The sequence below is a fragment of the Solibacillus sp. genome, from assembly GCF_040273735.1.
Classification (GTDB): Bacteria; Bacillota; Bacilli; order Bacillales_A; family Planococcaceae; genus Solibacillus.
In genome coordinates, this window is record NZ_JBELZM010000030.1 from 1 (window position 1) to 13,279 (window position 13,279).

The window sequence follows — 13,279 nt, forward strand, 5'->3', positions numbered from 1 at the left end:
CTCTTTAGCGCCGATGGTAGTTGGGGGCTTCCCCCTGTGAGAGTAGGACGTCGCTTCGCACACGCAAAACCACTGAGAAATCAGTGGTTTTTTTGTTGTTTATAAAACGGATATTTAAATTATTGAGGACCTCTAACTTGAAAATAAAATGCAGTTTCGTTAAAGTACATACATAGCAAAAGGGAGGAATTGTAATGAAAGCACTTTTTGGAAAGTTTAAATTGAATGAACAGGTTGAACTACGAAATCGTTTAGTTATGGCACCTATGACAACCTACTCTGCAAATGAAGATGATACAGTTTCCGATGAGGAAATCACATATTATAAAGAACGTGCTGAAGGGGCTGGAATGATTATTACAGCATGTGCATATGTTGCAGCAAACGGTAAAGCATTCCCAGGGCAAATTGCCGCTCATGAAGATCGTTATATTCCAAGCTTACGAAGAATTGCACAGGCTATTCAACAAGGCGGTGCTAAAGCGGTTTTACAAATTCATCATGGAGGACGACAATCACTCCAACATTTAGTGCCAAATGGAGATGTTGTAAGTGCAAGTACAGCTGTTACAATTGAAAAAAAAGAAGCTCGTGCATTAACTCTTGAAGAGACTAAAGAGATGGTTAAAGCCTATGCGGAAGCGACAAGAAGAGCAATTGAGGCAGGTTTTGATGGCGTTGAGATCCATGGTGCAAATACTTATTTAATTCAACAGTACTTCTCTGCCTTTACTAATAAAAGAACAGATGAATACGGCGGAACATTTGAAAATAGATTGCGTTTCCCATTGGAAGTAGTAAATGAAGTAATTAATGTTAAGAACACATATGCAGATGAAAAATTTATCGTCGGTTACCGTTTCAGCCCTGAAGAGCCTGAAGAAGACGGCATTACAATGGATGATACAGTAAAATTAGTAGATGAATTAGCGGAAACAGCGCTAACATATTTGCATATCTCACTTGGAGATTTCAAATCTGAAACACATCGTTATGAAAACGGCCAACAAAACCGCATTTCTGTAATTCACAGCTTGTTAAATGGTCGTAAACCATTAATCGGTGTCGGATCAATTTATACTCGTGAAGAAGCAGAACAAGCATTACAGTTAGGTGCAGATTTAGTAGCACTTGGTCGTGCCTTGTTAATTGAACCGCATTGGGTGGAAAAGGTACAGAATGAAGAAAACATTGTAACAGCTTATGATGAAAAAATTGATACTGTAATTCCTGGCCCTTTAATGGAGAAAATCCTTTCGAGACCAGGTTGGATTCCCGGTATATAAGTCAGTGAAGGTTATTTGAAGAATTTAAATATACAAGTCTATTTAAAGAAGGGGGATACGAATACGTTCGTATTCTCCTTTTCCTATAGGTAATGTTTGAACCACTTAATTTCGGGAATGGTTCCATAAGGATATTGAGGGGGGATACGAATGAATAAAAGGGGTTTTTATGTCTTCCTGTCTATTTGTCTCGTTATGCTTCTGGCAATGTTAATAACAGCATGTCAGGATGAAGTTTTAGAGATAGAAGAAAGTAATACATATGCTTGGCAAAAATACATGAATGATAAAGAGTTTGAAGAAGTAAAGGAAGGGATGTCTTATTTAGAAGTAGTTCAAATTTCAGGAGGAGCCGGTCAGGAAATCGATAACGGTACTTATGAATGGAATGACGAAATTCTGCTGACGAAAGGATATCGCCTAAAATTCGAGGATGATGTATTGGTTAAAAAAGAAGTTGTGGAACGTAAAGGTAACTCAAAGCGATAGTATCGGCGGAAAATGAGGTTGAGTATGGGGATTATCCTAAACAATTTCAGGATAAGAAAATCAAATAAAGAATAATTAGGAACATTCACTTTTTCTCAAAAAAATGAGTGTTTTCTTCTTTTCACAGCTACTTTATATTAACGTAGTTAAGTAAGAACCAATCCAAAAGTGATACATTTTGAACAATTGCTTCAGTTCAAGTAAACTAGAGATAATGGATTTTTTTGTGGAAGGAAGCAATCAGATGATATTTGAAAAAGAGATAAATACGCTGGAAGAAACGCAAGCGCTTGCGATGAGATTGGCGGAATTAGTCGAGCAGCAGTATACGATTACACTTGAAGGTGATTTAGGTGCAGGAAAAACAACATTTACACAGAGCTTTGCAAAAGGGCTTGGTGTAAAACGAACGGTCAATAGCCCAACATTTACGATTATGAAGCAATATATAGGACGCATCCCACTTAATCATCTGGATGTATATCGTCTGGAAGATAGCGATGAAGATCTAGGCTGGGAAGAAATTTTTTATGGGGATGCAGTCACAGTTGTGGAATGGGCACATCTTATACATGAAGATCTGCCTGAAGAGCGTTTAGCAATTGAAATTACACGAATCGATGAAACGAAACGCAAATTTGTATTGAAACCGATAGGCGAAAAGTATGTTCGTCTTTGTGAGGAGTTATTTAAATGATTTGGTTAGGAATAGAGACAGCAAATGCACCGCTTTCTGTCGCCATAGTACAAGATAATAAAGTAATTGCTGAAGTCGTGCAAAATATAAAATTGACACATTCAGTTGGTGCAATGCCGGCAATTGAAGAAGTTATAAAAAAGGCAGGCTTAACACCGGCACAAATTGATGCGATTGCCGTTTCTGAAGGTCCTGGCTCTTATACAGGTGTCCGAATTGGTGTTACTCTTGCAAAAACGCTGGCATGGTCATTGCAAAAGCCATTGGTAGGCGTATCAAGCTTGAAATCACTGGCTGCAAATGTCCGTATTGCGAACTATGCAATTTGTTCATTAATCGACGCCCGTCGTCAAAATGTATATGCCGGTGTATATGAAGCAGACACTATGGAGCCGATTGTTGAAGATCATCATGATCATATCGACGGATTATTACAGAAGCTTCAGCAATTAGAACGACCAATATTATTTGTTGGAACAGACGTCGATTTGTACATCGAAAAAATTCAGCAAGTGTTAGGTAGTACTGCTATCCGTGCACCATTTACAATGAATTTACCGCGTGCATCCGAACTAATTGCTTTAGCACAACAAATGCCATTACCGACAATTGAGGCTGTCCATGCGTTTGTTCCCCAATATCGCCGTATTGCAGAAGCGGAAGCGAATTGGATAAAGGAACAGAAAAAGGAGCAACATTAATGGTACAGTATCGCAGAATGACAATAGATGATGTTCAGGCTGTTCATAAGATTGAGCTTGCATCTTTTCCTACACCATGGACATTGGATTCGTTTTATTACGAAATGACCGAAAACCAATTTGCCCATTATTTAGTGGCGGAAGACGAATACGGTGAAATAATTGGTTTCTGTGGAATTTGGCTTGTTATTGATGCAGCACAGATTACCAACGTAGCGGTTATACAATCTGTACGTGGTCAAGGTATTGGTGAGACACTTATGCGTGAAGCGATGCGTGTGGCAAAAGAAGCAAATACGGATGTAATGAGCTTAGAAGTACGTGTAACAAATACTGTTGCACAAAATTTATATCGCAAACTTGGTTTCCAGGATGGAGGTCTTCGTAAAGGCTACTATACGGATAACCAGGAAGATGCGTTAGTAATGTGGGTGAATTTATAATGGATAACTATATATTAGCAATTGAAACTAGTTGTGATGAAACAGCAGCTGCCATTATTAAAAATGGCACAGAGATTATTTCAAATGTTGTATCATCACAAATTGACAGTCATAAGCGTTTCGGCGGGGTTGTCCCGGAAATCGCATCACGTCACCATGTTGAACAAATGACAATTGTTTTAGAAGAAGCATTAAAACAGGCCAATATGGAACCGAACGAATTAACAGCTGTTGCTGTAACTGAAGGACCGGGACTAGTAGGTGCTTTGTTAATCGGTATTAATGCGGCTAAGGCTTTTGCTTTTGTTCACGGCTTGCCATTAATCGGGACACACCATATTGCCGGGCATATTTATGCGAATAATCTAGTACAGCCAATGGAATTTCCATTGCTGGCACTCGTTGTTTCTGGTGGGCATACAGAGCTTGTCCTAATGCGTGAACATGGTTCGTTTGAAGTTATCGGTGAAACACGCGATGATGCTGCAGGTGAAGCATATGACAAAGTAGCGCGCGTATTGAATATGCCATATCCGGGTGGTCCTCATATTGATCGTCTTGCACATGAAGCGACAGAAGCCGTTCCTTTCCCCCGTGTATGGTTGGAGGAAGATTCATACGACTTTAGCTTCAGCGGCTTGAAATCTGCAGTGATTAATTATAAACATAATATGGATCAGCGCGGTGAAGAAATTATTGCCGAACATGTTGCAAAAGGCTTCCAAGACAGTGTAGTGGAAGTATTGACGGGTAAGACAGTACGAGCAGCGCGTGAATATCAGGTAAAACAAGTAATTGCGGCTGGTGGTGTATCTGCCAATAAAGGATTACGCACAGCATTGGAACTTGCATTTAAAGAAGAAGGTATTCCATTTTATGTACCACCCTTAAAATTATGTACAGATAATGCTGCAATGATTGGTGCAGCTGCATATGAAATGTTTGAAGCAGGGGTTCGTGGTAATTTGGATATGAATGGGCGACCTGGGATGGAGCTTCTGAGCTGGAAATAGGGTATATAAGCATGGTGAAAAGATGCAGTAGTACATTCTTTTCTCATGCTTTTTTTGTGGAGAAAATAAATTTTTCTTAATTTGTTTTCTTTCAATAATATAAAAAAGTCGAATCTAGTAATTTATGATGGATAAATCTCATTTATAACAAGTTTTTATTGACTGTTCAACTTTTCTGAAAATTATCCACAGATACAGTTTAAATACCCACAAAAAAACTTGCGAACATGCGTACTTATACACAAACTGTGCATAACTTGTGGAAAACATGTGACTTATCTATATATAGTAGTGTCTTTTTCACACAACAATGTGTATAACTTTGATTTTAAATGTGGACAATGTGGAAAACTATGTTGATATGTTGATACTACTAGATTTGCATTGTGAATAAAATTGTGGAGAAATTTGTAGAAATTTGGCGTATTGACCTATATATATGATTATTATGTAGAAAGGATGATAGAAAGGTTTAATATTATACAATAGCAATACAACAAATATATTTCTGTAGAAGATGACTTTTCATGTGTATATAAAAAAGGAGTGTCCATATGTTGATGGACACTCCATAAATTATAGTTGTTCAAGCTCCTCGTTTAGTTCAAGCCATTCCATTTCAAATGTTTCATGCTGTTCTTTTACATCATTCAGTTCAGATTGTATTGTTAATGTTTTTTCATGATCAGAATAAATGTCAGGATCACATAGTTGTTCTTCAAAGATGGCGATTTTTTCATCTAAAGCGCCCATTTGCTTTTCAATATCTTCAATTGCACGACGAATTTGACGTTCTCTTTTTTTCGCATCTTTATCAATCATCGATGTGGTCTTTGTTTGAACATTCGATTCAGTCGTATTTTTTTCAATTGCGGCGGCCTTCATTGCAGCTAATTCTTCAAGCTCCTCTTTCTTTTCCACATAATAATCATAGTCACCTAAATATTCGAACGAACCTGTGCCTGAGAGTTCAACGACTTTTGTAGCGATACGATTGATGAAATAACGGTCATGCGAAACGAATAGCAGTGTACCGGGATAATCGATTAAGGCATTTTCCAATATCTCTTTACTGTCCAAGTCTAAATGGTTTGTCGGCTCATCGAGTACTAGGAAATTTGATTTTTGCATCATTAACTTTGCAAGTGCAAGTCGCGCCTTTTCTCCACCTGATAGGGAGTTTACTGTTTTCGAAACATCATCTCCGCTAAAAAGGAAGCGACCTAAAATGTTGCGGATATCCTTTTCATTCAGTAATGGCCATTCATCCCAAAGCTCACTAAGAACAGATTTATTTGAATGAAGTTTTGCCTGCTCCTGATCATAATAGCCGATTTGAACATTCGTACCGTAACGGATATCCCCAGCCAGTGCCTCGATATCTTGTACGATTGTTTTCAATAAGGTAGATTTCCCAACACCGTTTGGACCGACAAGTGCAATACGATCTTCTCTAAAGACTCGCATCCCGATATTTTTGGAAATAGCCTTGTCCGTAAAACCGATTGTTAAATTATCCACCGACAGCACGTCATTTCCGCTTTGGCGCTCAATTGTAAAGCCGAAGTTGGCACTCTTTTCATCGCCATCAGGAGATTCCATCCAACTTGTCTTCTCCAGTACTTTGCGACGTGACTGGGCCATTTTTGTAGTCGAAGCTCGCGCAAGGTTTTTTTGGATAAATGTTTCGAGCTTAGCCTTTTCATCCATTTGACGCTCATACATTTTTAAATCACGTTCATAGTTTTTCGCCTTTTCATCTAAATAGGCACTGTAGTTCCCTATATACTTCGATACCTTTGTACGAGACACTTCGTAAACAATCGACACGACCTGATCTAAGAAATAACGGTCATGCGAAACGATTAAAATCGCGCCATTATAACCTTTTAAATAGCCTTCCAGCCAAGACAGTGTTTCAATATCCAGATGGTTGGTCGGCTCATCTAAAATAAGAAGGTCGGGTTTAGACAAAAGAAGCTTAGCGAGGGCTAGTCGTGTCCGTTGTCCGCCGGATAAAGAGCGGATCGGCTTCTGATAATCTTCAGGGAAAAATTGCATCCCATGTAAAACAGAGCGGGTATCGGCTTCATACTGATAACCGCCTGCATCTTTGAAATCATGCTGCAACTGATCATACTCTGCCATGATGCGTGCATATTGTTCTCTATCTTCATATATTGCAGGATCGGCCATTTGCTGTTCAATGTGACGCAGCGTTTGCTCCTGATTTTGCAGATTTGCGAAAATTGTCATCATTTCGTCCCAAATCGAAAGTTCAGAGTCGATGCCTGCATGCTGCTCTAAATACCCGATTTGAATATCTTTTGGAATAATAATTTCACCAGAGTCATAGCTCATTTGTCCGGCAATTATTTTTAATAGCGTGGACTTGCCGGCGCCGTTTCGTCCTACTAATGCCACACGATCACGGTGCTGTACTTCTAGTTTTACACCGCTTAATATTTCATCTGTAATAAAGGATTTATATAATTGATTTACTTGTAAGACAATCATGTTTACACCTCAGTTTCTCCTATTTAGTTTAATGGATGCGAACATTGTACGCAACGATGGATACTTTACTTGTCGCTCCTTGTTTAGTAAGATTAACTTGCTTCTGCACAAAGAGTGGAGTTCATGTTATGCGTGTGAGACCGCTTGGGCGCCAACTACGTGATTAAATCACGTTGGTCATCCTCGACAGGTTATACGGAGGCATTATTTGAAAAAGATTTCCAAATGTACATAGGAGGAGAATGTGTGAAACAAGAAGTAAAAATTCCACAAGCAACAACAAAAAGACTTCCTCTTTATTATCGATTTTTGAAAAACTTCGCAACTGAAGGTAAAAAGCGTATTTCTTCACAGGAATTAAGTGATGCGATGAAAATAGATTCGGCTACGATTCGACGTGACTTTTCCTATTTTGGAGCACTCGGTAAAAAGGGATATGGATATGATGTCCAGTATTTACTCGAATTTTTCCGTCAAACTCTGGACCAGGACGAGGCGATGAATGTTGCATTAATAGGGGTCGGGAATCTGGGGAATGGCTTACTAAAATATAACTTCCAAAAAAATCATAACACGCGTATCGTTGTTGCATTTGATACGAAGGCACCGATGGAAGGAACGACGATTAGTGATATTCCAGTATTCCATCCGGATCGTTTGGAGGAAATGTATGAGGAATTTGGCGCGGAGTTGGCAATATTGACGGTTTCATCCCGCTCAGCCCAAATGATGACAGACCGACTCGTTAAAATAAATGCAAAAGGTATATTAAATTTCACACCAGTACGATTATCTGTTCCCGACACAATCAAAGTGATGAACATTGATTTATCGGTAGAATTACAGGCACTTACGTATTTAGTACGAAACTCAGGTAAGTAACAAAATGTTCATTACTATAAATAGCAAATTCTAGTTAATTAATGTAAAATATACATAATAATAGAGGAGGTGGCTATAGTGATTGTACATCTAAATGCGATTACACCTGTGAGCCTGATTATCATTGGACTGATTGCTTTGTTAATATTCGGACCCAAAAAATTGCCATCATTAGGTCGTGCGATGGGGACAACTTTACGTGAATTCCGTAGCGCTACGAAAGGCTTGACGGATGACGATGACGATTTCGATACAAAGAAAAAAGTGATTGAACATAAAGAGAACGAAAAAAACGAAGTTAAGTAAAATAAGGATGTCTTGCTATGAATTCAAGAGAATTAACCGTAGTTGAACATATGGAAGAGCTTAGAAAACGTCTATTTTTCGTAGCGATTTTCTTCGTGATGGCTCTTTTCATCGGTTTCTATACGGCGAAACCACTTATTCGATACATTCAACGCAGTGATTTAGCTGCCAGTTTTTCGATGAACGCATTTAGTCCGGCAGATCCTTTAACCGTTTATTTACAAGTTACATTTATTGTAGCTGCCGTTATTGTATCGCCATTATTGCTGTACCAGCTATGGGCGTTTATAACACCTGGTTTGCATGAGGCTGAACGTAAGGCAACATTGAAATATATTCCGTATGCTTTTGTACTGTGTATAGGGGGAATAGCCTTTGCTTATTTTGTGCTATTTCCATTTATAATGCGCTTTATGACGGATTTATCCAATGATTTGAATATTACGCAAACAATCGGTATTAATGAATTCTTCTCATTTCTAATTAAGTTAATTGTACCCTTTGCAGTGTTATTTCAATTGCCTGTTGTTACATTGTTTCTTTCACGTCTCGGAATCATCAATCCGAAGCTTATGGTGAAATTTCGGAAATATGCATATTTCGTATTAATCGTAATTTCGGTATTGCTGGCACCGCCTGATCTAGTATCGAATATCATTATTGCGATACCGCTATTTGTTTTATATGAATTGAGCATTGTCATTGCACGTCTCGGTTATCGAAAATATGAAGTGGCTGAAAAAGAACGCATATTGGCAGAAGAAGAACGTGAACGTGAACTGCAAGTAGAGGAGCTACTTGAAATGCAGCGCAGGCAAATGGAACAGATGAATAATAGTTAAGATAACGCTATCGATTGAGGTAGCGTTTTTTTGTTTTCTATATATGGGGTATTAAAAAAACCCGCTATTTTACATAGCGGGCAATAGTTATACTTGAAACTTATCGGCATTCATTTGGATAAATGTGACGAAACCATTCAATAGAATATGGGCGATAATCGGTGTGAGAAGACGCTTTGTTTTATGGTATAAAAATGCGAAGATCATACCGCAAATTGTATACAATAAAATATGCGTAAAATCCATATGGATCGCAGCGAATACAATTGCACTAATTATGCTCGCAATCCAGAAATTATAGTTTTGTATAATAGATCCGAAAATGACACGGCGGAATACAAGCTCTTCCAAAATCGGTCCTAAAAAGACAGTAGCAAGTATCATAATAGGTGCTACCTTTGTGACACCCATAATTGCTTCGGTATTTTCCGAGCCCATATCAATTCCTAAAGCAAGCTCAATGTAGGCACCGATTGTCTGCCCTAAAAAGACTAAGAAGAAACCGATGATTCCCCAACCGATAGAAGCACCAATTGATGCTTTTTCTCCTTTAAACACTTCCCAGAATTGCTTATTGCGGGAGATTAATATAAAACTCACAATAAAGGCAACCGCAAATGATATAGTTGACCACCAAGCAGATAATTTTATAAGTTTATCCTGCTCAGATATACCAGAAAATAATTGTAAAAGGGAATCTTTTAAGCCTGGAATGAATATAAGTAATAAGACTGATAACTGACAGATGATATAAGTTATTAACACATAAAATGCGGTCTTCTGCGTTTTGAACTTATCTGATGAACGGGAAGTCACGAATGAAAAACCTTCTTTCTCTTACAGACTAGTAGAATTACACACATCCAAATGAATGAGGAATGCTGTATCTTCTATTATAGTGTTTACTATGGGCTCCTATGAATAGCCCACTGTTATACATTTAACATTATTGTAGAGGAATTTGCCAATAAATCAAAATTTTTTGGTGCACATACTTGCAAAAAATTTTGGAATTCTTTAAACTAATAAATGTGTTAGCACTCGACAAATGAGAGTGCTAAAAATAGAAAATTTTTTAGGAGGTTGTTTCAATTGTTAAGACCATTAGGAGATCGCATTATTATCGAACTTGTTGAGGTAGAGGAAAAAACAGCATTTGGTATTGTTTTACCCGACTCAGCAAAAGAAAAACCACAAACTGGTAAAGTTGTGGCAGTAGGTACAGGTCGTGTTCTTGACAACGGCACTCGTCTTGAGCTTGACGTAAAAGAAGGCGACGAAATTATCTTCTCTAAATTCTCTGGTACGGAAGTTAAGTATGACGGCGTAGAATATTTGATTCTACGTGAGAGCGATGTACTTGCAATTGTCGGATAATTACAAAATCAAAAGAAAAATGCAGCTAGTTATACATATTAATTTTTGCTGGCTGCATATCTTCATAAACAATAAATCAAAAAAAATAGATCGTAAATTTTAGGAGGAAAATGAATTATGTCAAAAGATATTAAGTTTTCAGAAGAAGCACGTTCATTAATGGCGGCTGGTGTAGATAAGTTAGCTAACGCTGTAAAAGTAACTTTAGGACCTAAAGGGCGTAACGTTGTTTTAGAGAAAAAATTCGGTTCTCCACTTATTACAAATGACGGTGTATCTATTGCAAAAGAAATTGAATTAGAAAACGCTTATGAAAATATGGGCGCTAAATTAGTAGCTGAAGTAGCTTCTAAAACGAACGAAATCGCAGGGGATGGTACAACAACAGCAACAGTACTTGCGCAAGCGATGATTCGTGAAGGACTTAAAAACGTAACAGCTGGTGCTAACCCAGTAGGTATTCGTAAAGGTATGGACAAGGCGGTTGCTGCTGCATTAACAGAGCTTCAGGCTATTTCACGTCCAGTTGAAAATAAAGAATCAATCGCACAAGTAGCGGCAATTTCTTCAGCAGATGATGAAATCGGTCAATACATTGCAGATGCGATGGAACGTGTAGGAAACGACGGCGTTATTACAATTGAAGAATCAAAAGGCTTTACAACAGAATTAGATGTAGTAGAAGGTATGCAATTTGACCGTGGTTATGCATCACACTACATGGTAACTGATACAGATAAAATGGAAGCGGTACTTGATAACCCATTTATTTTAATTACAGATAAAAAAATCTCAAACATTCAGGAGATTTTACCGGTATTAGAACAAGTTGTTCAACAAGGCCGTCCAATTTTAATCATTGCTGAAGATGTTGAAGGGGAAGCACTTGCGACATTGGTAGTAAATAAATTACGTGGTACATTCAACGCAGTAGCGGTTAAAGCTCCAGGCTTTGGTGACCGTCGTAAAGCAATGTTAGAAGATATTGCTGTATTAACTGGTGGTCAAGTAATTACACAAGATCTTGGTTTAGATTTAAAATCAGCTGATCTATCATCTTTAGGTCGTGCTGCTAAAGTTATCGTATCAAAAGATAATACAACAATTGTTGAAGGTGCTGGTAATACCGATGCAGTAGCTGGCCGCGTTAATCAAATCCGTGCACAACTTGCTGAAACAACTTCTGAATTTGATAAAGAAAAATTACAAGAGCGTTTAGCAAAACTAGCTGGCGGTGTTGCAGTTATTAAAGTTGGTGCTGCGACAGAAACAGAATTAAAAGAGCGCAAATTACGTATTGAAGACGCATTGAACTCAACTCGTGCAGCGGTAGAAGAAGGTATCGTATCAGGTGGTGGTACAGCACTTCTAAATGTATACGCGGCAGTTGAAAAAGTATTGGATCAAGTAGAGGGCGATGTAGCAACTGGTGTACGCATAATTTTACGTGCATTAGAAGAGCCAGTTCGTCAAATTGCTGAAAACGCTGGTTTAGAAGGTTCGATTATCGTTGACCGCTTAAAACGTGAAGAGGTAGGTATTGGCTTCAACGCGGCAACAGGCGAGTGGGTAAACATGGTTGATGCAGGTGTAGTTGACCCTGCAAAAGTTACACGTTCAGCATTACAAAATGCAGCTTCTGTAGCTTCACTGTTCTTAACGACAGAAGCAGTAGTTGCAGACATCCCAGAACCAGCAGGCAGCGGTATGCCGGACATGGGTGGCATGGGTATGCCAGGAATGATGTAATTACTAGTTAAACTTTTAATGGAAAAATAGTAAAATGCCACTTCCCAATTATAAACGGGAAGTGGCATTTTAATTTCAGTAAATTGCGCTTCTGTTTAACTTCTAAGCAATTCGGTGAGATGACCATACAATACCTGTAGATGAAGCGGAAATTCCGCCTAAATTAAGAGTTAATGATAAACCACCAGATTGATAATACAAATCAATAATATCACCTGCATTTAACTGTGCTTCCCCCGTTAATGTCACGGTTCCACTTCCTAATATAGTTCTTAAAGTTAATAGTGTTACAGCTATGTTTAATATAGGGAACAGACCGCTAATTATGCTTGAAGAGGTATTTCTTCTAATTTCAAAAGCAGGATTTATCCCAGCACCTAGAGAAAGAGTAATCGCAGCTGTAGTAGAGTAGTTAATTGTTGCTTCAAATACATATCTTCCTGTTGCAGGAACAGTAAATATGCCAGTAGTAGGGTTAAATGCTGGTGTTGTGAAATATGGTGCAGCAACGCTCCAGTTGCTAATTGTGGTAGATCCACTAACTGTTAAATTGTTTCTGAAAGCTGAAAAACCTTCCGTAAAGATAGGACCGGTAACTCCAGTAGCACCAGTGACGCCAGTGGGCCCAGTAACGCCGGTAGGTCCAGTAGCACCAGTAGCACCAGTAGCACCAGTAACGCCGGTAGGCCCAGTAACACCAGTAACACCAGTAGCACCAGTAACGCCGGTAGGCCCAGTAGGTCCAGTAACGCCGGTAGGCCCAGTAGGTCCAGTAACACCAGTAACGCCGGTAGGTCCAGTAGCACCAGTAACACCAGTAACACCAGTAACGCCGGTAGGTCCAGTAGGTCCAGTAAGACCAGTAACGCCAGTAACACCAGTAGCACCAGTGACGCCGGTAGGCCCAGTAACTCCAGTCGCTCCCGTAGGCCCAATCTCGCCAGTGGCACCGGTAGCTCCCGTAGATCCGGTAACTC

The 13,279-nt window shown here is 38.9% G+C and carries 13 protein-coding genes and 1 pseudogene; 11 read left to right on the plus strand and 3 right to left on the minus strand.

The features are described 5' to 3' along the window. The first annotated feature begins 194 nt into the window (after positions 1–194). From ABS917_RS18305 to tsaD, 6 genes are all read left to right on the plus strand, one after another. The gene (locus ABS917_RS18305) at positions 195–1,286 is read left to right on the plus strand and encodes an NADH-dependent flavin oxidoreductase (protein WP_350480334.1); all 1,092 of its coding nucleotides are present in this window, start codon (positions 195–197) and stop codon (positions 1,284–1,286) included. 150 nt (positions 1,287–1,436) lie between these two features. Continuing rightward, a complete protein-coding gene (locus ABS917_RS18310) occupies positions 1,437–1,775 on the plus strand; it encodes a hypothetical protein (protein ID WP_350480335.1) in 339 nt (112 codons plus the stop codon). 244 nt (positions 1,776–2,019) lie between these two features. Next, positions 2,020–2,472, plus strand: a complete 453-nt coding sequence (tsaE, locus tag ABS917_RS18315) for a tRNA (adenosine(37)-N6)-threonylcarbamoyltransferase complex ATPase subunit type 1 TsaE (RefSeq protein WP_350480336.1) — start codon at positions 2,020–2,022, stop codon at positions 2,470–2,472. After that, positions 2,469–3,173, plus strand: a complete 705-nt coding sequence (tsaB, locus tag ABS917_RS18320) for a tRNA (adenosine(37)-N6)-threonylcarbamoyltransferase complex dimerization subunit type 1 TsaB (protein WP_350480337.1) — start codon at positions 2,469–2,471, stop codon at positions 3,171–3,173. The genes tsaE and tsaB overlap by 4 nt, the downstream gene beginning before the upstream one ends. Continuing rightward, positions 3,173–3,616: a ribosomal protein S18-alanine N-acetyltransferase gene (gene rimI, locus ABS917_RS18325; protein ID WP_350480338.1), complete on the plus strand. Its 444-nt coding sequence runs from the start codon at positions 3,173–3,175 to the stop codon at positions 3,614–3,616. The genes tsaB and rimI overlap by 1 nt, the downstream gene beginning before the upstream one ends. Next, positions 3,616–4,629 carry a tRNA (adenosine(37)-N6)-threonylcarbamoyltransferase complex transferase subunit TsaD gene (tsaD, locus tag ABS917_RS18330; RefSeq protein WP_350480339.1) on the plus strand — a complete coding sequence of 338 codons (1,014 nt, stop codon included), beginning with the start codon at positions 3,616–3,618 and terminating at the stop codon, positions 4,627–4,629. The genes rimI and tsaD overlap by 1 nt, the downstream gene beginning before the upstream one ends. A 576-nt stretch (positions 4,630–5,205) precedes the next feature. Here tsaD and ABS917_RS18335 read toward each other — a convergent pair. After that, entirely contained in the window at positions 5,206–7,146 is a 1,941-nt protein-coding gene (locus tag ABS917_RS18335; protein WP_350480340.1) for an ABC-F family ATP-binding cassette domain-containing protein, read from the minus strand. A gap of 246 nt (positions 7,147–7,392) precedes the next feature. On the opposite strand from ABS917_RS18335, the gene ABS917_RS18340 reads away from it, so the two are divergent. The 3 genes from ABS917_RS18340 (at position 7,393) to tatC (ending at position 9,176) form a co-directional block, all read left to right on the plus strand. Next, a complete protein-coding gene (locus ABS917_RS18340; RefSeq protein ID WP_079523189.1) occupies positions 7,393–8,028 on the plus strand; it encodes a redox-sensing transcriptional repressor Rex in 636 nt (211 codons plus the stop codon). A 78-nt stretch (positions 8,029–8,106) separates the two neighbouring features. Continuing rightward, entirely contained in the window at positions 8,107–8,334 is a 228-nt protein-coding gene (tatA, locus tag ABS917_RS18345; RefSeq protein WP_008408483.1) for a twin-arginine translocase TatA/TatE family subunit, read from the plus strand. Positions 8,335–8,351: 17 nt separating this feature from the next. Beyond that, positions 8,352–9,176: a twin-arginine translocase subunit TatC gene (gene tatC / locus ABS917_RS18350; RefSeq protein WP_350480341.1), complete on the plus strand. Its 825-nt coding sequence runs from the start codon at positions 8,352–8,354 to the stop codon at positions 9,174–9,176. Between the two features lie 87 nt (positions 9,177–9,263). On the opposite strand, the gene ABS917_RS18355 is transcribed toward tatC, so the two are convergent. Then, the gene (locus ABS917_RS18355; RefSeq protein WP_350480342.1) at positions 9,264–9,992 is read right to left on the minus strand and encodes a CPBP family intramembrane glutamic endopeptidase; all 729 of its coding nucleotides are present in this window, start codon (positions 9,990–9,992) and stop codon (positions 9,264–9,266) included. 276 nt (positions 9,993–10,268) lie between these two features. On the opposite strand from ABS917_RS18355, the gene groES reads away from it, so the two are divergent. Beyond that, a complete protein-coding gene (gene groES / locus ABS917_RS18360) occupies positions 10,269–10,553 on the plus strand; it encodes a co-chaperone GroES (RefSeq protein ID WP_008408486.1) in 285 nt (94 codons plus the stop codon). 117 nt (positions 10,554–10,670) lie between these two features. Continuing rightward, positions 10,671–12,302 (plus strand): chaperonin GroEL, encoded by a 1,632-nt coding sequence (gene groL / locus ABS917_RS18365; RefSeq protein WP_350480343.1) that lies wholly within the window; start codon positions 10,671–10,673, stop codon positions 12,300–12,302. A gap of 102 nt (positions 12,303–12,404) precedes the next feature. Here the strand turns inward: groL and ABS917_RS18370 are convergent. Then, positions 12,405–13,279, minus strand: a pseudogene (locus ABS917_RS18370) (collagen-like protein); the annotation flags it as partial.

What these genes read in the sequence shown, in the direction of transcription:
- tsaD (WP_350480339.1), top strand. Translation starts at nt 3,616, where the DNA reads ATGGATAACTATATATTAGCAATTGAAACTAGTTGTGATGAAACAGCA.
- tatC (WP_350480341.1), top strand. Translation starts at nt 8,352, where the DNA reads ATGAATTCAAGAGAATTAACCGTAGTTGAACATATGGAAGAGCTTAGA.
- tsaE (WP_350480336.1), top strand. Translation starts at nt 2,020, where the DNA reads ATGATATTTGAAAAAGAGATAAATACGCTGGAAGAAACGCAAGCGCTT.
- rimI (WP_350480338.1), top strand. Translation starts at nt 3,173, where the DNA reads ATGGTACAGTATCGCAGAATGACAATAGATGATGTTCAGGCTGTTCAT.
- ABS917_RS18305 (WP_350480334.1), top strand. Translation starts at nt 195, where the DNA reads ATGAAAGCACTTTTTGGAAAGTTTAAATTGAATGAACAGGTTGAACTA.
- ABS917_RS18310 (WP_350480335.1), top strand. Translation starts at nt 1,437, where the DNA reads ATGAATAAAAGGGGTTTTTATGTCTTCCTGTCTATTTGTCTCGTTATG.
- groL (WP_350480343.1), top strand. Translation starts at nt 10,671, where the DNA reads ATGTCAAAAGATATTAAGTTTTCAGAAGAAGCACGTTCATTAATGGCG.
- tsaB (WP_350480337.1), top strand. Translation starts at nt 2,469, where the DNA reads ATGATTTGGTTAGGAATAGAGACAGCAAATGCACCGCTTTCTGTCGCC.
- ABS917_RS18335 (WP_350480340.1), bottom strand. Translation starts at nt 7,146, where the DNA reads ATGATTGTCTTACAAGTAAATCAATTATATAAATCCTTTATTACAGAT.